Raw genomic sequence first — 20,284 nt, forward strand, 5'->3', positions numbered from 1 at the left:
CGCTCTCTCCTAATAGAATTAGGAAAGAAGGCAGAGCCCGCTTTCCTAATTCGATTTATGTCTTCTGTAAAGGATATAACTTCTGCGCACATAATTCAACGGAACACTCCACACATGTACAAGCCGGGTAAACGGCCAGAATGCAAAAATCGCAAAGGCCATAAGAATATGAAGCTTGAAGGACATCGGTACGTCTCTCATCAGTGTCGGGTCGACACGGAATACGAATAAACCGCGGAACCAGATTGAGATCGTCTCTCGATAATCGAATTCTGGCTGTACCGCATTCGTTACGAGAGTCGCAAACATCCCCATGCATACAATGGCCAAAAGCAATACGTTTACTATCAAATCAGACGCCGTACTTAAATGGCGCACATTGCGTATTGTAAATCGACGAGAGGTAAGAATCAACATACCGAGGAACGTCATCGCTCCAAATATTCCACCAATATAAACTGCTCCAATATGATATAGATGATCGTTTACACCCAGTGCATGCATCCAGGTTTTGGGTATGCCCAGACCGGATACATGACCCATAATAACCGGGATAATACCCAGGTGGAATAAGAGACTTCCGATCATCAATTGTTTCTTTTCAATAAACTCACTTGATTTCGCTGTCCAATTGAACTGATCATTTCTGTAGCGGAAAATATGCCCTACAATAAAGACAACCACACACATATAAGGGAAAATAACCCATAAAAACTGCTCTAGCATCATCATTGCGCAGCTGCCTCCTGTTCTACGCAAGCTTTAAGCGTTTCGCGCAGTCCCTTGACCAGATGAAAATACGGGCTTTCCATTTTCTCCAGCGCTTTAAGTAAATGATATGTGCCGTCTTCCAGGATCGCGATTGGCATACGGAAGTTTTCTGTCGTCTTCGGATCTTGCGACCATTCGGCGGCATACAGAAATTCACACATGAGCGGAAGGTAATCTGGCAGCTCACCATCTGGCATTTCAAGACCATACATCTCGTATAGCACCTTTAACTTGACCAACATTTGTCCCCGTTCTTTTGCATCTTCGAATTTGAAGTAAGTCATATATAGTGCACAATTTTTTTGAAAATCAAAGGTTTCTGTATACATTTCCTGAATCTCTTCCATACTGAACTCTTGCATAAGGGACCAGTAGGTGTTCGCATACGTATATGCCGGATGGTTTGGATCAAACGATGCTTCCAGAAAAGCCGGATGAAAATCCAGCTTTTCCGGGTACATGAGTTGTTGGGCGAAAAACCCGAATGATGGCTTGCATTCATACAGCTTCGCTACATTAATCACGCCAAATACCCCCGTAGAAGTTTTCTTCATACATTTCTTTTCCCGTTTTCAAAGGCTCTTCCATCCCCATTGAACTTGCCATACTACAGCCGTCACATCCAGATCCTGAACCCATATTTCCCATGGTATCGCCGTAACCCGCAGATCCTTGAGCCCGGTACGGATTCGAATATCCTTCTTTATGCGACGTTGGAATGACGAAACGATCCTCATACTTGGCAATCGCCAGAAGCCGATACATCTGCTCAGTCTGCCGAGGTGTCATGCCAATGCGCTCAAGACGGCTTTCATCAAAAGATTGTCCTGTGGATTGAGCACGCATATAGGAGCGCATCATAGCCATTCTTTGCAAGGATTCCTTCACGGTTTGGGTGTCGCCCGCCGTCAGCATATTGGCAAGGTACTGAATAGGGGTACGCATTTCTTCGATAGCCGGAAAAATCATATCGGGATTCTCAATCGAGTCTTTCCCTTCAAAGTAATTCATGATCGGGCTAAGTGGTGGAACATACCAGACCATAGGTAATGTACGATATTCCGGATGAAGCGGGAATGCCAGCTTGTGCTCAATGGCAAGCTTGTAGACCGGCGAGTTCTGCGCTGCTTCAATCCAGTCCTCCGAGATGCCGTCTTTTCTCGCTTGAGCGATCACTGCCGGATCACTAGGATCCATGAACAGGTCACACTGCGCCTTATAAAGCTCTTTCTCGTCCTGCGTAGAAGCGGCCTCAAGCACCCGATCCGCGTCATACAGCATAACACCGAGGTAGCGAATTCGTCCTGTACATGTCTCGGAGCAGACTGTCGGCAGGCCTGCTTCCACACGTGGGAAACAGAAGGTACATTTTTCCGCTTTGTTCGTCTGCCAGTTAAAGTACACTTTTTTGTATGGACAGCCCGTCATGCAATACCGCCAGCCGCGACATGCTTCCTGATCCACGAGCACAATTCCGTCCTCGTCCCGTTTGTACATAGCACCTGAAGGACAGGACGCGACACAGCTCGGATTTAAACAATGTTCGCAAAGCCGTGGGAGATAAACCATGAACGACTTCTCAAAGTTAAATTTAATCTCTTCTTCGATTTTCTGAATATTTGGATCAAGCGGACCGGTTACATGCGCACCCGCCAGGTCATCTTCCCAGTTTGGACCCCACTCCAAATCCATTTTTTCACCCGTTACCGCAGAGTGCGCGCGTGCCACAGGTGAATGCTTCTGTTCACCAGCGTTGGTCAGTTGTTCGTAATTGTAAGTCCAGGGCTCATAATAATCTTTCATTTCCGGCATATCTGGATTGTAAAAAATCTTACCCAGTGCTATTTTGGACAGCTTGTTGCCTGACTTCAGTTCCAATTTCCCTTTGCGGAGCTGCCAGCCGCCTTTATACAATTCCTGGTCTTCCCAGCGCTTCGGATAACCGATACCGGGTTTGGTTTCCACATTGTTAAACCACATATATTCCGCACCTTTGCGGTTCGTCCAGGTTGTTTTACATGTCACGCTGCACGTATGGCAGCCAATACATTTATCCAGGTTCATGACCATGGCAATTTGAGCTTTAATCTTCAAGCCAGTTAACCTCCTTCATTTTACGTACCGCAACGTACACATCACGCTGGTTGCCGATTGGACCATAATAGTTGAATCCATAACTAAGCTGAGCATATCCACCGACCATCTGGGTTGGTTTGAGATGAATTCTTGTTGGTGCGTTATGACTACCGCCGCGTGTATCCGTGATTTCAGAGCCTGGCACTTGAATGTGCTTATCCTGAGCATGGTACATGAACATAGTCCCTCTTGGCATCCGATGGCTGACAACGGCTCGGGCGGTTACGACGCCATTACGGTTGTATACCTCTACCCAGTCATTGTCAGCAAGATCGTGCGCCTCTGCGTCTTCATTGTTGATCCATACGGTAGGACCTCCACGAAACAGCGTAAGCATGTGCTGGTTATCCTGGTAGGTGGAGTGAATATTCCATTTACCGTGCGGTGTCAGATAGCGAAGCACGAGTGAATCTTGTCCGCCTTTTATTTCCCGATCCCGAGGACCGAACACCATCGGTGGCAACGTCGGTTTGTAGATCGGCAATGATTCTCCAAATTGTTGGAAAATCTCATGATCAATATAGAAATGCTGTCTTCCCGTCAAAGTACGAAACGGAACGAGACGTTCAATATTCGTTGTAAATGGTGAATAGCGGCGTCCCTTCTTGTTCGATCCAGTGAATACTGGTGTCGGTATAACTTCCCGAGGCTGTGCCGTGATACTTTGGAAAGTGATTCTTTCCGCTGCCCGATCAGCCGAGATGTCTTTAAGTTCAACACCGTGAAGCTCTTCTGCCTGCTCATAAGCCTTTTGCGACACCCGTCCATTAGTCGCGGATGAAAGATGAAGAATTGCATTGGCCACTTGGCGAGCTGTCTGGATTTTTGGCAGTCCATCTTTAATGGACTCATCGTAATAAACTCCGTTCAACTTTTTCATTTCCTCATATTCTTCTGCTACGGAGAAGCTGACGCCATGCGCACCTGCTTTCCCAGTAGTCAAATTCGGACCGAGTGAGATAAATTTATCGTGAATTTTAGTATAGTCACGTTCGATGATGCTGAAATTCGGCATGGTTTTACCCGGGGTCGCTTCAATCTCACCCTTCGTCCAATCCTTTACAAGACCCATCGGCTGTGAAATTTCACCCACACTGTCGTGTGCAAGCGGCGCGGTCACAAGGTCTTTATATATACCTGGCAGGTACTCTTTCGCCATATCAGAAAAGACTTCGGAAAGCTGGCGGTAAATATCCCAGTCCGCACGGGATTCCCACAGTGGATTAACGGCCGGATTAAACGGGTGTACGAAAGGATGCATATCGGTGGACGACAAATCCGTTTTCTCGTACCAGGTTGCCGCCGGAAGCACGATATCCGCGTACAATGGGGTTGTCGTCATCCGGAAATCAAGTGCAACCATCAGATCAAGCTTTCCTTCTACATCTTCTCTCCAGACGATTTCCTCCGGTTTCTGCTCCTCGTTCGGCCGGGCAAGCAGGGCATCAGATGCTCCGAGTAAATGCTTCATGAAATACTCTTGTCCCTTTGCCGAACTGGAAATCAGATTGGACCGCCAAACAAAGAGTGAACGCGGGAAGTTCTCGGCTGCCCCAGGATCTTCTACAGCGAAGCGTGTCTTACGTGATTTAATCTCTTCCACAGAATGATTAATGATTTCCTCGTTGGACTTTTTGCCTAATTGCGCTGCCTCTTCGGCGAACAACAGACTATTTTTATTAAACTGTGGATAAGAAGGCAGCCAACCCAGACGCGCTGCGAGCACGTTGTAGTCTGCTGGATGTCTGTAACTGACATCCCCGCCAGTCGGTGACTTCAAGGTGTCTGTTCCACTTTCTTCGTAACGCCACTGCTCTGTTGCAAAGTAGAAAAACGATGTAGCATTTTGCTGTCGAGCCGCCCCTTGCCAGTCTTTTGCAAAGGCAATCGTTGACCAGCCTTCGATTGGGCGGAGCTTTTCTTGACCCACATAATGCGCCCAGCCTCCCCCGTTTACACCTTGGGAAGCCGTCAACACGACAAGGTTCAAGATGGACCGATAGATGGTGTCACTATTGAACCAGTGGTTGATACCCGCACCCATAATAATCATGGAGCGCCCTTTGGTATCGATAGCATTTTGGGCAAATTCCCGAGCAATCTGTACCACAACAGACGCCTTCACACCTGTGATCTTCTCCTGCCAGGCAGGGGTATAATGCGAAGCTTCGTCGTAATAATTCTTGGCGTTATGAGAGCTGTCATTGCGTGCGACACCGTACTGGCTCATCATCAAATCGTACACGGTTGCTACGTAACGTTCCGAGCCATCTGCCAAGCGTACTTTTTTGACTGGAATTACACGTTTGAACGTTCCATTACCTGCGTTATCAAAATAAGGAAATACGATTTCTTCCCATTGCTCGCCATGACCTTCCACAGTGAGTGCGGGCTCAACCTTTGTTCCGTCTTCCCGCTCCAGAATCAGGTTCCATTTCTTATCCTGCTCCCAGCGCTGTCCCATCGTACCGTTCGGAACCAGCATTTCCCCCGCTGCTTCGTCATATATGACTGGCTTCCAGTCCGCATGCTGCGAAGCATCTCCAAGGTCACTCGCCCGTAGGAAACGTCCACCTTTCCAGGCTCCCTCGTGCGGATCAAGCAGAATCATAAACGGCATATCTGTATATTGTTTGGCATAGTTAATGAACATCGGTTCTTGGCGCTCTTTGTAAAACTCATCCAGAATAACATGTGTCATAGCCTGGGCTACAGCAGCATCTGTACCCGGATGTGGTGCAAGCCAGTTGTCAGCGAACTTCACATTCTCCGCCAAGTCGGGAGCCACTGATACAACTTTTGTCCCCTTATAACGTACTTCCGTCATAAAATGAGCGTCTGGCGTCCGGGTAAGTGGTACATTCGATCCCCACATGATCAGGTAACCCGCATTGTACCAATCAGAAGATTCCGGTACATCCGTCTGCTCACCCCAAATTTGAGGAGATGAAGGCGGAAGGTCGGCATACCAGTCATAGAAACTCAACATCTGTCCACCAAGAAGCGAAATGAATCTGGCTCCTGAAGCGTAGCTTATCATTGACATCGCCGGTATTGGCGTAAAGCCCGCGATCCGGTCAGGACCATACTTACGAATGGTATAGATGAGTTGCGCCGAGATCAGACGCAGGACATCGTCCCAAGCGACACGGACATGACCGCCTTTTCCGCGAGCTGCTTTGTAGAGCTTGGCTTTCTCCGGATCTTCCACAATGCTTGCCCATGCTTCCACCGGATTGGCATGTTCCTGGATGGCAGCCTGCCAAAGCCGCAACAGCTTACCGCGCATATAAGGGTATTTCACACGTAATGGACTGTATTCATACCAGGAAAATGTAGCGCCACGCGGGCATCCTCGCGGTTCAAATTCTGGCATATCTACACCGCAGGAAGGATAATCGATCTGTTGATTTTCCCAGGTAATGATGCCGTTTTTCACAAAAACCTTCCAACTACAGGAACCCGTGCAGTTCACTCCGTGAGTCGTCCGAACCACTTTGTCGTGAGACCAACGCTGTCGGTACACGTTTTCCCATTCTCTATTTTTTTCCTCAAGGATTGACCAATTTCCCGAATAGCTTTCGATCGGTTTAAAAAAGTTGAGGTTGTATTTTTTTTTCATCGATGACCAACACTCCTTTTTAGAATAAATCATCCCAACGCAAGTTCCATGGGAAGGTTCATTCGCTTACTCTCATTATGTAATTCATTCATCGCTGTTCCCATTAGGGAATGTCCTATAGCGCTACAGGAAATCCCTCGTTCTATCGAAAGATACAAAAAAGCCTCCCTCTGCTAAAGGAAGCTTATATGAAGAGATTAATTGTTCTTTTGGCCCGTTAACAGGAGCATGATAAAAGAAATGAGTATGATAGAGCACGTCCAGGCCCAGGCCATAGGAAGATGCCCAGAATCCACCGCAATATAAATGGCCGTCGGAATCGTTTGTGTTTTACCCGGAATATTTCCGGCAAGCATCAACGTAGCACCAAATTCGCCCAGACCGCGGGCAAAACCGAGTATAAAGGCAGCTTTAAAAGAAGGGAAAATTAAAGGAAAGGTGATATACCGGAAAACCTGCCATTCACTTGCACCCATCGAACGTCCCGCGTTTTCCAAGTCCTGGTCAACAGAAGACAATCCCATTTTCAGTGTCCGATAGACAAGAGGAAAAGCCACTACCACCGCTGCTATAACCCCAGCCCACCACGAGAATATAATAGGTTCTCCAAACCATTGCTCCACAAAACGTCCGAACCCGCTTTTTCGTCCTAGTAATATTAGTAGTAAAAAACCAACAACCGTCGGTGGGAGTACCAAGGGCAGCATAAGCACAGTTTCAACAACCGTTTTCCCTTTAAATAAACCTAACCGTGACATGGACCATGCCACAAGCAAACCTAATATGATTACTAGAACGCTGGATAACAGTGCAACCTGCAACGATAAGCGGATAGGAGGCCAATATTCATTCCAATCTATATCTTGCATGCTCACTTCGGTATGGTAAATCCATACTTAGCCATAATATTCAGAGATTCTTGTGATTGTAGGTATGCATAAAAGTCTTCGGCTTCTTGAATGTGCTTTGAACCTTTGATAATTCCGATTGGATACTCAACAGGTGAATAGGCTTTGGGATCCACCTCAAAGGCGATTTTTGCCTTTTGTGAAGTCAATGCATCTGTTTTATATACAAATCCGACATCAGCATTCCCAGTTTCCACATATTGCAGCACTTGTCTAACGTCTTTTGCTTGAACCAGCTTGCTCTGTAACGTGTCCCAAAGCTTCGCTTTCGTCAGCGCTTCCTGTGCGTAGTTGCCTGCAGGAACACTTTCAGGAATTCCGATCGCAACTTTCTTCACTTCTCTTTTTGTTAAATCGGTTACACTCGCAATGTCCATCGTCCCATCTGCTGGGATAACCGCGACCAATTCATTCGTCAGCCATGTTTTTTGTTTATTACTCTCTATTAACTGTTGATCTACGAGAGACTTCAAGTTTTTCTTCGAAGCGGACAGGAACAAATCCGACGGCGCTCCTTGCTCAATTTGTTTTTCCAGCGCACCAGAGCCGCCGAAGTTAAAATTCAATTTGGTGCCTGTATGGGTTGATTCGTATGAATGCTGAATTTCTTTGAGCGCATCCGTTAAACTTGCAGCTGCGGATATGGTAAGCTCAACAGTTTCAGCCTTTTTCGAAGAATCCTGGCTGGAGACCTCGTTGTTCTGGGCCGTGCTGCTACCATTTGAAGCTGATTGTTGCCCCGCACCGCACCCTGAAAGTAATAAAATGATGGAAATAACCAAAACGAAAACAGTGCTACTTTTAATTAATTTATGCAATTGGTTCGGCTCCTCATGTTAGTTCATCATTAATTAATGGGTTTCGCTATTAGCTGTGCCTGTTTCGTACGTTCGATCAATGTACAATTTTCAAGAAGAATATGATTGAAAATATCTGCTTCCAGGTCTTCTAACCGCTTCAATACGAGTCGGTGCGTACCACAAGCTTCCTGCATCGGCTCAAAGCCATTTGTGATCAAGCGCATTTCCTTCAGGAATTCCACCACCGTTTGATGTTCGTTTTGCAACTTGGACAAAATTGGATTTAACTCATCTGCTCGTTCCATTGTTGATTCTTGTAAAAATGCTTCAATCATCGGAAACACAAGGTCCTCCTCATATTGAATATGTTCCGATATTTCCTGTTTAAGCAAGGTGAACAGTTCGTTAACTCGCTTTAGATGCGGATAACGTTCGCCATGAACCCGCGTTAGTTTGGTTACATACGGCGTTAACGCCGATAGTTCTTCCCGAAGCTTCGTATGATACTCATTTTGAATATAGGCGATTAGTTCTTTGGGTTCGAGTGAAGGAGGTTGCATTTGCTTATGCTGTGCCTGCTTTTCTTCCACTTCATGTATCTGCGTCAGCAGTTCACCAGCGTGGAGACCTTGATTGGCTGCTGCTTCACGGAGCGATATTTTCCCTCCACAGCAGAAATCAATCCTCAGTTTGCGGAACAGATCTCCCGTTTTGGGTACTGCTTTCACAATGTCCGCCACCCATGTTTCTTCCGTTAACTGGCTCATCTTCCATTCCTCCATCTTACTTCGATTTTATACTTAACTTTCATTCTACGTCTCCCTTAAAGCTGAACCAATCAGGGGGTTCCCTCTTTCATTCGTGGAAAGAGCCTGATTATAAAAAATCAGAAAGCAACTGTTCAGCCGCTTCTTTCCCTTGAGCGATGCAATCTGGAATTCCAACGCCCCCATAGCCGGCACCACATAGAAAAACACCCGGTAAATCCTGTGCGAAGTCCTGTCTGATCTTCGCCATATGCTCTTTGTGTCCAATCGGATATTGCGGCATTGATCGATCACACCTACTGACTTCGGTGAATTCCGGTTCCGCTTCCAGGCCCATTAAATCTTTCAAATCTTTACGCGCGGCATCCACAAGTTGATCGTCTGTCATCTGAATCCACTCCTGTGCACCTGCATGTCCAATGTAGGTCCGTAAAAGCGTATATCCTTCAGGAGCAGTATGGCTCCACTTCGTCGAAGACCAAGTACATGCCGTAATCTTTTTGCCTTCTTTGCGGGGTACTAAAAATCCCGTTCCCTCAAAATTAAGATTAAGATCTGTGTTTTTATAAGCAAGAGCAATATTGGCTACGGAAACATAGTGAATCTTGTGTAACCAGCTAGCGCTTGCAACGCCGGAGAATAATGTAGCCGCTTCAAAAGCTGGAACAGCGCAAATCACCGCATCCGCATCTATTTTTTGCCCATGTTCTAAAATGACCTGATAACCGCTTTCTTTCCTTACTTCAACTACACCTTGCCCCATAACAAAACGTACGGTATCCAGCCTTTCCTTTAGCCGCTCCACGATCGAAGATAATCCTAGCCGATAAGAAAGAAACATACTTTTCTTAGCGATATCCGGCAGGTTGTCTTGTACTGCTGGCTTTCTCCCCGCCCCTTTAGACATACCCTTAATCAGACTTCCATGCTTTTGTTCCATTAGTTTAAATTGAGGGAAGGTTGACATGAGGCTCAGGGAATGTGTATCCCCAGCGTAAATTCCAGACAGCAGAGGTTCCGTAATCTGGTCCAGAACTTCTTTGCCGAGACGCCGTTTGATAAAATCACCTAGAGATTCGTCTGCATCACCTTTCTTTGCCGGAATGATTAAATCCAGGGCTGCCCGTGCTTTTCCCAGCGGAGAAATAAGTCCTGTCCGAATGAAGGGAGTGAGCTTTGTTGGAATGCCCAGAATGAAGCCCATCGGCATCGTATGAAGTTTGCCCTTATGCAAAATGCTAGCAGATTTGGCTTTCGGGTTTGTCGATACCAGATCTGCTTCCAGCCCCAACTCCATAGTCAAATCCAATATTGCCGTCTTTCTGGCCAAGAAAGCATCCGGTCCTTTTTCGATCATAAAATCGTTTTGGCGAACGGTTTGCAGCTTTCCTCCTAGACGTTCACTTTTCTCCACCAGTGTAATCTCCACTTCAAGTTGCCGATCCTCAGCCAGCTTTTTCACATAAAAGGCAGCACTTAAACCGCTTATTCCTCCACCGAGAATAACGACTTTTTTAGAACTTTTCTTCATGAAAACACTTTTCCTCTCCAACCCCGGGTATATAAGCGCAATAAGGGTCACTCTCCAAATAGTCTCCTGTTATTGCAAAAGCCCTTGCTCTGGAGCCCCCACAGACAGCCTTGAATTCACAGACTCCACATTTACCTTTAAGTAGGGACTTATCTCTAAGATTCATCATGATCGGAGAGTTGCGATAAATATCTGCCAAGCTATCCTTTCGTACATTCCCGCACATAAGAGGCAGGAAACCACTCGGGTATACTTCGCCGATATGACTAATAAAAACAAATCCATCTCCGTCATTTACGCCTTTAGGAGCACGTCCTAAAACATCTGCCCTCTTTTGTCCGTCTGCTACACTGTTCTCACCTGCGCTGTGCTTTTGCTGCAGCACGACCCTCCGGTAGTGAGGAGCTTCTGTAGCCTTCACTCCGTACGGCATCTGTTGCTGTATTTGATACAACCATTTCATTACGGCTTCATGCTCATCAGGAGTAATCATATCTTTCTCCATGCCACGTCCAGTTGGAACAAGGAAAAATAAACTCCATAACACGGCCTGCATTTCCTTTACTCTTTCTGCAATTTGCTCCAGATCATGAAGATTGTACCGGGATACCGTAGTGTTCACTTGAATAGGGATGTTCAGTTCCTTTAAATAACCAATTCCTCGCATGGTCGTATCGTAAGAACCCGCTGTACCCCGAAAATGATCGTGAATCTCGGCACATGAACCGTCCAGACTAAATGCCCACCGCGATAATCCAACTTGCTTTGCTTTTTCTACCGCTGTTCGTGTCACTTTAGGAGTGGCACTGGGGGTCATTGAAACCGACAGATTTTTCTCTTCAATTGCATATTGAGCCAGTTCAAACAGATCAGGACGCATTAAAGGATCTCCGCCTGTCAATACAAGCAACGGATGATTCATTTCAGCGATTTGATCTATTAGCTTCTTACCTTCTTCTAGTGTCAGTTGGCGAGGATCAGGTTTGTACTGAGCTTCCGCTCTACAGTGAAGGCACTTTAAAGCACAAGCTCGTGTAACCTCCCAGATGACTATAAACGGGTCAGTATGATAATCACGCGGCGTTTTTAAAGATATCATTGATGTCTCTCCTTTTAGAAATATAAAAACAACACAAAAACATAGAGCATCATTGAAAATCCAATTTCCGCCATGCCAACTTGTTTTGCCTTTAATCCGAGTTTAGGAAGCCATATGGCTCTTATCAAAAAAATTAAAAAAGGAACAAACAGAAATAACTTTAACCAAATGGCAAACAACAAAATCACCACATGATAGATAACGGAAGCATAATGGTAACGTATATTTTTTCTTTCACGAATGATCGTTTTGACATACAAAGCAGTTCCGATAAAGTAAAGCACCAAAAGCAAGAATAGCTCTGTTGCTACCCTCCAATCCTCTCCTCCCCCCATATAAATAACGGGATATATAAAAGAACAAAAGAGTAGAATTGCAACAATGTCATTGAGTAAAGCACGTTCATTTTTCGTTCTCGCAAAATAAATATTAGCCATAAAAAAGAGCAATAAAAGAACTCCATACCAGATCAAGGCAGGCTCAAACCATATCAGTGAAATTAACAAAGGAAGTAATATCACTCCGTATACAACGGCGGGTTTGCGGTATCTTTCACTGCTGCCTGTTTTGATCCATTGGAGGACAGGAAAACTGAATAAGTAGATAAAAAACCAGCACACAAATAGGGGTATATGAATGAGATCCCCTCGAGAAGCAGCTAAACCGAATAAAAATGGAAGAATGAGCATAGCCCAGGCTCCATGTTGATTGGGTATGTATCTGCTCATCCCCCTCAAACCCTTGATCCTTTTTTCACAATCTTTTTTATGTCTGTTATTTCGGTTAATCGATTCATCATCCATTCCCCCAAGATTGAGTTTTATCTTCTAACTTCATTCTAAGTATTATATGAAATTGAACCAATTAGGGAGTTCCCTTTTCCTTAGAGGGGAAAATCCTAACCGGAAAAATAACGCTATTTTCTTATGCTATACTGTACTAAAAAAGGGAACAAAGAAAGGATGAACTGTTATGGGAGGACCTTCTTTACGTCAACTGCATGCTCATCATGCCATTCATCAAGGCGGGCTATCTGGCGCTCTAGATAAGACGAGAGAAGTAGAGGAATTACTCGAAGCAAAAGAATTCCAGGTGGCGCGCCAGGCTGCCGACCACTTGATCGAATATTGGGAAACCCGCATTCTCAGCCATGCTGATGCAGAAGAGGAAGGATTCTATCAGGAGATGGTCGAGAAAAAACCAGAACTGCAGGAGGCTGTCGTCAAACTTACACGAGATCATGATTTGCTCCGAATCATTGTAAAAGAGCTCAAAGCCGGGATCCGTGAAGAAGGGCTTACGCCTGAAGTTCTTCAACAGTTCCACGCGCTTCTGGTTGTCAATGCCATTCATAGTCGGGAAGAAGAACGTTTATTGTTTGAGCAACCGTCATAATCAAGATGTGGCATGACGATTCACATTCTCTATAAAAACGTACCAAAGAAATAGTCCAACGCCTCTTGTGAGTATCCGTCATCTCCTTGCCAGGCTGCTACGGAATAAAAATCATGATTGCCGTGCTGTCGTTTACGAGGCGTGTCCTGTGGGACCAGCAGTCCGGCATATCCCCACACCTCCATGACAACATCACGCTCGTTTTTGCTGGATGGAAACACATCCTTCCAGCGCTTTTCCAATTGACGTGCACTGCTTTGAGCATCACAGTTCTGAACAGCTTCGAGCATGTTATGGAGTATAGCTAGATCCTCATCGGAAACCTGAACATCCTCTTCTTGACTGAACAATTCAAGGTCCATCCAGCAATACAGAAGGTAGTTCAGACGAATACCGCCCCATTTGATTCGTTCAAAATTTAGTACATTCAAATCTTTATTGACGTATTCCTTATCGGACATCATTTTATTAAAATTACAATCCCCACAGCTACTGTAATTGGGCAGGACGACAGGCCGCTCCCCATAGGTGTGCAAAGGAAGCCCTGCGGTTAATGCCCAGCTCGATAAGGCGCTTCGTAAATGAACCTTTTTCGTGGAAAGACTATGCAAAAATGCTGCTGCCACTCGTTCTTTTGTAGCCTTTTGCTGGTGCAGCTCATGCAGCCTGTTTATAATCTCGTTATGTGTAATGGTGATCGGATCGAACATCAAGCCCTTACTTTTGGCATATTCAAAATCCTCACCCGAAAAAGATCCCCGCTCCTGCTTCCAGCCGCTAGAGGACCAGAATGTGTTCATCAGTATTTTTTTCGCCTTTTTATCCACAACATATCTCCCTTACTCATCCAACACCCTCACCTCCAGCACAAAGCGCAGGGTTGTCGTGTATTTTATGTAAGATCACTATTCATTTTATACTTAAAGGCAATGGCCGTATTTCCCGACCGGGGGTCAAAATAAGAAGAGATTTTCCCCCAGTTCAGTTTATATTCCATATAGGGGTAAGGCTTTGTTTGACGATAGCTTGGCTTTACGGACAAATGTTGCTGTAACAAACGATCATGCTCCCTTTGCCGCTTTCTCTCCCCTTCTTCAGACCAATTATCCCACGAAGTTGGAAATTCATTGCCCTGGAGCGAAATCTCCGCGACAACTAGGCTTGTATCCTTAAAGCATACAGACACAAAAAAATGCCGACGCAGCAAAGAAACCTGATCGAAATGATACCAGATATACTCATTTCCTAGCTTTCTTACAGAATGAAAATATTTAGAATACCAATCGGCCTCTAACAACTGATCTTCCGTTAAATATGAGTAAATCGCACGCTCACCATCGACCTGAATGATTCCCGATTCCCAGTCATTCATTGCTGCCACTCCTTCAGCTATTATGCCAATCTCCTACAGTTGCTCTCTGCCCTTATTTGTCCACATGATTGAAAATGGCCTGCCAGGCCCGATCTAGCACCCTCGTATGTAATTGTTTGGCATAAACAGTTCTAACGATGGCGAGAACGATCACACCCACGAATACAACACTGAGCAAAGTAATAGAGGGAACCCAATAGTCAAACATGGCATTCGCCAGCACTTGCAGCAAATGTCGTTCGGGTTGTAAATATTCCATTGCTGCAACGATGCCTGCTGCCAGCAATATGATCACTGATATAATCATAAGCATTGCATTGATTACTTTGTATTTGGCAAGCCCTCGCTGAAAAACGCGAGTTCCCGCATATTGCTCCAGCACGATGATCTGCTTGTGAAAATCATGTTCTACCTGCTCTACAGGCAGATCGTGCTCCTGAATAAATGCATGAGCTTTCTTCAGTTCGGATTGAATAAATAAACTACTCTGGATAGCAGATCCCAGCTGACCTAAAACATTCATATCTTTTCACTCCACTTCAATAGTATCTAACTTACGAGTATATAGGGTTGCCATGCTCTACAAAACGATCGGTTCCAGACTGCTCTCTAAATGAGCCTATTAGTAAAAATCAAAGTAACCCCGCCAGACTCCGTCATTCTGATGCTTGGCAAAATAAAAGCTGCCTCCATCCACAATATTCAATTGGGCTTTGGCATCCGAAGCAATCTGAAATACAAATTCATAGCCCTCGCCAAAGTCAATGCCCGATTGAATAAAGCTGGGATAGCCACCGATTTTGTGAACCGCATATATTTCCTCTACGATGTCCTCAAAATAGTCGGGTTCCTCCTCGTCCATTTGGTTAAGGGCATCGCCGTATTCCTCAGGGATGTCATCACCGTCCCAGACCGGATAATCATTCTCTTTGAGTTCAGGGAACAGCGGAAATGCTTTGATTTGCATAAATGACGGACCAAAATCTTTTTCGACCAAATCCTCTACCGACGTATACTCACGAATACACATATACCCTTCCATGTCCTCATGATCCAGTACATCGGGAGACAGGAAGACTGTCAACAGCTTGATGCTACGCATAGCTTCAGGGACAAAGGGCAAGGCCGGCAAATACAATTGCACGATCGGAGCCATAGCATTCCCCTGTACATCAATGGGTCGTTCCTCCGTTGGCAAAGCCACTGTAACTCTACCAATCCAGCTTTGTTCAAGGGAATCCGACGGTCTACGACCCCCTGTATGAAAAATAGTAGCTTTACGTTTTAGAATCGTTCTTAGCTTTTCAATAGCGTTGCTGGACAACGAAATCACTCCTTTCTAATCTAGAATAGAAACAGAACAACATCCTCGCCTGCTTTAAATCCAAACTCTCTTAGTCGATCTTCCATCTCTTGAATCTGATGTAGATAATCTTCCGGCACAGCTGGCAGACCCTGTTCATTCACTAATGTCCCGCCGAGTCTGGTGCGTGCATATTCGGCACTTTTCCACATCGCCTCAAACACCGTTTGCGGCTGCGCGGTTCGCACCCCATCCATACTAAAAATTAAATCTGCAAAGCGATCCTCTGCGAGTGTACTCAACCAAAAAAAGCCAGGCTCGGTTCCCGTATGTACGCTAAATAGTTCATCATAACCTCCCGTCCCGTGATGGTGCGCATGGAAAATGTCCATATCTCCCCACTCCATTCCGAGACTCAGCATGACATCCCAGATATCCGCTCCACGGTAAGATTGGCCTTGATCCGCTACAAGCCTAAGCATGACAGCGTGTTCCCTTTCACCTTCCTGATCTGTAAATGCTTTTAGTTTTTCCGCTTTTGCACGTGCATGGGCAGCATCCTCTCGAGGAAGCACATGAACAGTTCCCTTCTCCTGAAAACGCGCTGGCAGTGTGTTCATAAAGTCTGCAACCTTGGCTTCATCCAAACAAACCTGCATCTCTACATTATCGAATATATCTATACAAACACAAATTTTATCAAAATGGCATTCGCCTGCTGGTCTGCGCCCCACACTAGTCCACACCTGTAAATCATGAACATGCCCATACACGATATATCCTTTGAGCAATTGCAAAATATCCTCATCTGACAACGTAAAACCACTAAATTCCACATCAATCAGCCAATAGATATTAGCATCAGGCTCCACTTGATGGATTCCTTTTATGGTCTTGACAGGCTCATGTTCCAACTCCACGGCAAGGATGCTCGATACATCCTCACTCCCATGTTCGGGTAAATTCATGAATCTCTCTCCTAACTAGCTGTTTTCACTTTACAGTTTCCTATAATTCTCAATATATATTAAACTATAAATCACCAAGCACAAAATAGTATAAAAACGGTGCTGGGTTGTTGAACTTAACTTTTAGAAATTCAAAGCTTCGAAAGGGGAGAACTCATGATGCAAAAACTTTGGCAAAAAGGGAAGGCTCTATCACTGCCTATTATGGTGTCCGCATCGCTGATATCTGGAGCGCTGTCTGTAAGTACACCTGCGGCGAATGCGGCTGCAACCAAGGAATTGCTCCAGCTATCCGGTCAGACTACTTACTATGGAGAGGTCGAGAATGGGCAGCCTAACGGACGTGGTACGATCAAATGGAGCGAATATAAGCAGTATTCGGGTGATTTTGTGAATGGCAAGCGATCAGGTACCGGAAAATATACAAATCAATACACGGATGCAGATGGACAGAATCATAAAGTCGTATACAACGGAACTTGGAGCAATGACACGATGAACGGCAAGGGTACGCAGACTGAAAAAGTGACGCAAATGGATGAAACCGTACGTTCGAACGAGATCCAGGTAGGTACTTTTCAGAACAATGGATTACAGAACGGCTACCAAGTGATCCACGCTGTGGCCGATCCAGACTACAGCTTCACTTATAAAAATAGCAATGAAATAATAAATATCTTACACAGTAATCAAGATCTGGTCCAAAGGTGGCAAAAAGGAGACCTCTTCTCCGTAAATTATAAAAATGGCTCTGTCCAAAAGGAATACTCCATGTTCCCTGAAGAGACTGCTACCAAAGAACGCCAAAGACAAGCGTCCATTAAGTATCTCAAAGGTATTACTGCCAAGGTCACTCCTCACTTGCAGCAGTTTGAAAAGCTGTCCAAGCAGATTCCGTTAAGTAATTAAACCGACGCGAAATATGTATTAGTCTCTACGCAAGAAGGCCTCTCTTTCTAATGGAAAGCTCCATTTGAAAAGAGTGGCTTTTTTCGTTTCGTTATGAATGACTATAAGAACTTCGGATCATACACCTCCTACTATTCTCCCTTATGCACCCTCATGAACTCATACAAATGACTTATTTTTCACTAAAACCCCCTCCTTTTTTTGCTAACCCCCACTGGATTCACTAAAATATAAGTAATTATTTTAATCATCCGAGGTGGACATCATGGCTAAAATTATGGTTCCTCCTGAGAAACTAGAAGCGGTTTCCAGGCAGTTCGCACAGGCACGTGAGCTGGGGGCACAAATTTGCGGACAACTGTCACAGCATATTCAGATGTTGGAAAATAGCTGGGCAGGAACAACACAGCAGCGCTTTTATCAGGATTTTCATAAAGCGCGTGGACAAATGGATGCTTTCACTCAAACTGTCAGTTCTGTCAGCACAGAGCTGCGTTCCATTGCAGTAAAATTTAAGGAAACAGATACCCAAGCAGACACGGGGATTACCAAAGGAGATCACAGCGGACAGATCAGCAACAGCGAAGGGGCAACTTCCGGGAAAAAAGGACCCGATCCAGCAGATATAGCCATTAACAGCCTGTCAGAGGCCAACAAATGGCGCGGGCAACTAGGATTTGCCGGAACAGCGATCTATAGCGGTCTGGCTTCCACACTTGTGCTCACCAAAACAGTAGAATTCAAGAAAAGTCTGAAGAATCCCACTCGAGCGGTTATACATAATGCGGCATGGGTGAAAGGCAAGGGTAACAATGCTTTTATGCGTAATTTGGGCAAAAGCCTAAACCGCCAATTCGCCAAACCCGGTATTGTGATGAAGGGGTTAAAGGGCTTTGATCGATTAGCTGGAAAGCTTCAAATGGGTAAGCTCGGCCTCGGATTCAACAAAGCCAACAGCTTTCCTCAGTGGACACGGAACGTCATCGCCGGGGTGGAAAAAGGACGTTACGGCATAGCCACCCGCCAAATTCCCGGTATGATTGCCAAAAAGCTCTACCCTATTAATGCCACCATGAATATTGTGGGCGAGGGCATCAGTCTGGCTGGAAAATGGAAAAGCGGGAAGCTTACCGGAACGGATGTAGCTGTATCTGCCTCTAACGTAGCGATTAAAACCGCCGCAACTTATGGCGGCGCTGTCGTTTTGGGGTCCATAGGCGGTGCTATCGGTGGTCCGGTCGGCGCAGCCGTCGGGGCATACGTCGGCGGTACAGTGGGAAGCTGGGCAGGCGGAAAAGTCGCCAAATTTGCGGAAAAAGGGATACGCTGGGCCAGCAAATTATTTAAATAATATACACACCTAACAGATGGAGAAGGAGCCTGACTATGGACAAACAAACGGTAATTTTAACGCTTGAGGAGCTAGGTTTTGCCTTGACCGCATTGGGCGCAGAAGATATGGCTTCTGGTCTGCTCCAATCTTATTACGGGGAACTAACCGAAGATCGCTGGGAACTACTTTTTCATGCCGCAACGCATAGCATGATATCCAAGGGTTTGATGGAACAACGGGATGACGAGCAACAACAGCTCGAATTTGATGCGTTCATTGTTGAAATTTTAGCTCATCTGGTACAAAGTCGTCAGATGCTACGTGGCTTTAAGGAGCAACAAGATAAGCAAAATACGTTAACGATACACCATGGAAATGAACGTTTTCTGTATCATTTCTCCAGTCACAATGAACTCCATTTCTTTCGCTGGTCTTCTCCAGAAGACTGGCATCACGACATTGATCAACTGTTCGGCCTGTCTGCTCCGAACTTCAATGCGCACAGCCGATACGTCGATCTGACCGAAGAACAGTGGAATGAGTTAACCTCATCCAACTTCACCATGCAGCAAATGGCAACGTGGAAGCTTCATGAGTCGGCTCAACAAATGATACAAGACTGGCGGGAGGACTTTGATCGTAATCAGTGTAGCCTTGATAATTTGAGCCAAATGGTATACACGGATACGGATGAAGATGGTCCTTCTGTTACAAATCTGCTATTTGTTCTTAAAGGAAAGAATGATGTGTGGATTGTAAGAAATACAGAACTGAATATGCAGGCCACTCCATGTCTGCGAATTGAAAGTGTGACCGAAGCTGACTGGAGAGAACGAATAACTTATTTCATTCAGGCGTTTGTTCCCGACGAGGCGGTATTCCGTGGATAAAATTGTATATCGAAGATCTTTGGCATTTTGGAAAGCCATGGGCAGCTTGATGTTTGTGCTTATTTGTCTGTTTTTGCTGCTGCTCATTTTTATCGACGAAGATATCTCAGCTCTACAAATCTTCTTCTTTATTACGTCCGCCATTGTCGGACTTCCTTTTTTCGGTAGCTATCTCGTGGTTTGTTTGAGCAGAACGCTTCGCAAGGATACCTACCTGTTCATCTTTGACGAGCACAGCATTTCAGATGGTATTCGAACTGTCCCGTGGGCTGCAATCACTAAAGTCGAATTCGAAGGGGCCTCCATCCGCAAATGGCTGCGCCCTCGCTTTCCCGCCTTTATTTTTCATCTGAATGACCACAGCACCTGGGAAGTCAGCACTGACTATGTGTTGAACGATATGGAGCTGAACCAAGCCGGGAAACAACTTCGAACTCTCATTAACCAGCATGGCAAGTCGAAGAAAAAACGTTCCTGAAT

Annotated in this window: 20 protein-coding genes; 5 read left to right on the forward strand and 15 right to left on the reverse strand. The window is 45.4% G+C overall.

Annotation, left to right across the window (positions count from 1 at the left end):
* Positions 1 to 45: 45 nt before the first annotated feature.
* The 10 genes from narI to MLD56_RS18000 form a co-directional block, all read right to left on the reverse strand.
* Positions 46 to 729 (reverse strand): respiratory nitrate reductase subunit gamma, encoded by a 684-nt coding sequence (narI, locus tag MLD56_RS17955; RefSeq protein ID WP_029515513.1) that lies wholly within the window; start codon positions 727 to 729, stop codon positions 46 to 48.
* Entirely contained in the window at positions 729 to 1,295 is a 567-nt protein-coding gene (gene narJ / locus MLD56_RS17960) for a nitrate reductase molybdenum cofactor assembly chaperone (protein ID WP_029515514.1), read from the reverse strand. The genes narI and narJ overlap by 1 nt, the downstream gene beginning before the upstream one ends.
* A complete protein-coding gene (gene narH / locus MLD56_RS17965) occupies positions 1,288 to 2,865 on the reverse strand; it encodes a nitrate reductase subunit beta (protein WP_028542275.1) in 1,578 nt (525 codons plus the stop codon). The genes narJ and narH overlap by 8 nt, the downstream gene beginning before the upstream one ends.
* Positions 2,855 to 6,529 (reverse strand): nitrate reductase subunit alpha, encoded by a 3,675-nt coding sequence (locus MLD56_RS17970; protein WP_029515515.1) that lies wholly within the window; start codon positions 6,527 to 6,529, stop codon positions 2,855 to 2,857. The genes narH and MLD56_RS17970 overlap by 11 nt, the downstream gene beginning before the upstream one ends.
* Before the next feature lie 197 nt (positions 6,530 to 6,726).
* Positions 6,727 to 7,404: a molybdate ABC transporter permease subunit gene (gene modB, locus MLD56_RS17975; protein WP_029515516.1), complete on the reverse strand. Its 678-nt coding sequence runs from the start codon at positions 7,402 to 7,404 to the stop codon at positions 6,727 to 6,729.
* Positions 7,401 to 8,255, reverse strand: coding sequence for a molybdate ABC transporter substrate-binding protein (modA, locus tag MLD56_RS17980; protein ID WP_029515517.1), 855 nt, complete (start codon positions 8,253 to 8,255; stop codon positions 7,401 to 7,403). The genes modB and modA overlap by 4 nt, the downstream gene beginning before the upstream one ends.
* A 29-nt stretch (positions 8,256 to 8,284) precedes the next feature.
* Positions 8,285 to 9,004 (reverse strand): iron-sulfur cluster repair di-iron protein, encoded by a 720-nt coding sequence (ric, locus tag MLD56_RS17985; RefSeq protein WP_029515518.1) that lies wholly within the window; start codon positions 9,002 to 9,004, stop codon positions 8,285 to 8,287.
* A 109-nt stretch (positions 9,005 to 9,113) separates the two neighbouring features.
* Positions 9,114 to 10,535 (reverse strand): protoporphyrinogen oxidase, encoded by a 1,422-nt coding sequence (hemG, locus tag MLD56_RS17990; RefSeq protein WP_029515519.1) that lies wholly within the window; start codon positions 10,533 to 10,535, stop codon positions 9,114 to 9,116.
* Positions 10,519 to 11,634, reverse strand: a complete 1,116-nt coding sequence (locus MLD56_RS17995) for a TIGR04053 family radical SAM/SPASM domain-containing protein (RefSeq protein ID WP_029515520.1) — start codon at positions 11,632 to 11,634, stop codon at positions 10,519 to 10,521. The genes hemG and MLD56_RS17995 overlap by 17 nt, the downstream gene beginning before the upstream one ends.
* A 14-nt stretch (positions 11,635 to 11,648) precedes the next feature.
* Positions 11,649 to 12,437 (reverse strand): YwiC-like family protein, encoded by a 789-nt coding sequence (locus MLD56_RS18000; protein WP_049816889.1) that lies wholly within the window; start codon positions 12,435 to 12,437, stop codon positions 11,649 to 11,651.
* 169 nt (positions 12,438 to 12,606) lie between these two features.
* Between MLD56_RS18000 and MLD56_RS18005 the strand changes: the two genes are divergently transcribed.
* A complete protein-coding gene (locus tag MLD56_RS18005; protein WP_029515522.1) occupies positions 12,607 to 13,029 on the forward strand; it encodes a hemerythrin domain-containing protein in 423 nt (140 codons plus the stop codon).
* Positions 13,030 to 13,058: 29 nt separating this feature from the next.
* Here MLD56_RS18005 and MLD56_RS18010 read toward each other — a convergent pair whose 3' ends face one another.
* The 5 genes from MLD56_RS18010 to MLD56_RS18030 all read right to left on the reverse strand — a co-directional run bounded on the left by MLD56_RS18010 (position 13,059) and on the right by MLD56_RS18030 (position 16,672).
* Positions 13,059 to 13,856: a hypothetical protein gene (locus MLD56_RS18010; RefSeq protein ID WP_029515523.1), complete on the reverse strand. Its 798-nt coding sequence runs from the start codon at positions 13,854 to 13,856 to the stop codon at positions 13,059 to 13,061.
* 65 nt (positions 13,857 to 13,921) lie between these two features.
* Positions 13,922 to 14,401: a hypothetical protein gene (locus MLD56_RS18015; RefSeq protein ID WP_029515524.1), complete on the reverse strand. Its 480-nt coding sequence runs from the start codon at positions 14,399 to 14,401 to the stop codon at positions 13,922 to 13,924.
* Positions 14,402 to 14,453: 52 nt separating this feature from the next.
* Positions 14,454 to 14,924, reverse strand: coding sequence for a DUF6097 family protein (locus MLD56_RS18020; protein ID WP_029515525.1), 471 nt, complete (start codon positions 14,922 to 14,924; stop codon positions 14,454 to 14,456).
* 99 nt (positions 14,925 to 15,023) lie between these two features.
* Positions 15,024 to 15,725, reverse strand: a complete 702-nt coding sequence (locus MLD56_RS18025; protein WP_241113380.1) for a DUF1963 domain-containing protein — start codon at positions 15,723 to 15,725, stop codon at positions 15,024 to 15,026.
* A gap of 20 nt (positions 15,726 to 15,745) precedes the next feature.
* Positions 15,746 to 16,672, reverse strand: a complete 927-nt coding sequence (locus tag MLD56_RS18030) for a cell division protein ZipA C-terminal FtsZ-binding domain-containing protein (protein WP_029515527.1) — start codon at positions 16,670 to 16,672, stop codon at positions 15,746 to 15,748.
* A 159-nt stretch (positions 16,673 to 16,831) separates the two neighbouring features.
* Here MLD56_RS18030 and MLD56_RS18035 point away from each other — a divergent pair, with 159 nt between their 5' ends.
* The 4 genes from MLD56_RS18035 (at position 16,832) to MLD56_RS18050 (ending at position 20,282) form a co-directional block, all read left to right on the forward strand.
* Positions 16,832 to 17,581: an MORN repeat-containing protein gene (locus MLD56_RS18035; RefSeq protein WP_029515528.1), complete on the forward strand. Its 750-nt coding sequence runs from the start codon at positions 16,832 to 16,834 to the stop codon at positions 17,579 to 17,581.
* 265 nt (positions 17,582 to 17,846) lie between these two features.
* The gene (locus MLD56_RS18040; RefSeq protein ID WP_241113381.1) at positions 17,847 to 18,932 is read left to right on the forward strand and encodes a WXG100 family type VII secretion target; all 1,086 of its coding nucleotides are present in this window, start codon (positions 17,847 to 17,849) and stop codon (positions 18,930 to 18,932) included.
* A 35-nt stretch (positions 18,933 to 18,967) separates the two neighbouring features.
* Positions 18,968 to 19,804: a hypothetical protein gene (locus MLD56_RS18045; protein WP_029515530.1), complete on the forward strand. Its 837-nt coding sequence runs from the start codon at positions 18,968 to 18,970 to the stop codon at positions 19,802 to 19,804.
* Positions 19,797 to 20,282, forward strand: a complete 486-nt coding sequence (locus MLD56_RS18050) for a DUF5381 family protein (RefSeq protein ID WP_029515531.1) — start codon at positions 19,797 to 19,799, stop codon at positions 20,280 to 20,282. Before MLD56_RS18045 ends, MLD56_RS18050 begins: the two co-directional genes overlap by 8 nt.
* The last annotated feature ends 2 nt before the right edge of the window (positions 20,283 to 20,284 follow it).

The organism is Paenibacillus peoriae, from assembly GCF_022531965.1.
Taxonomy (GTDB): Bacteria; Bacillota; Bacilli; order Paenibacillales; family Paenibacillaceae; genus Paenibacillus; species Paenibacillus polymyxa_D.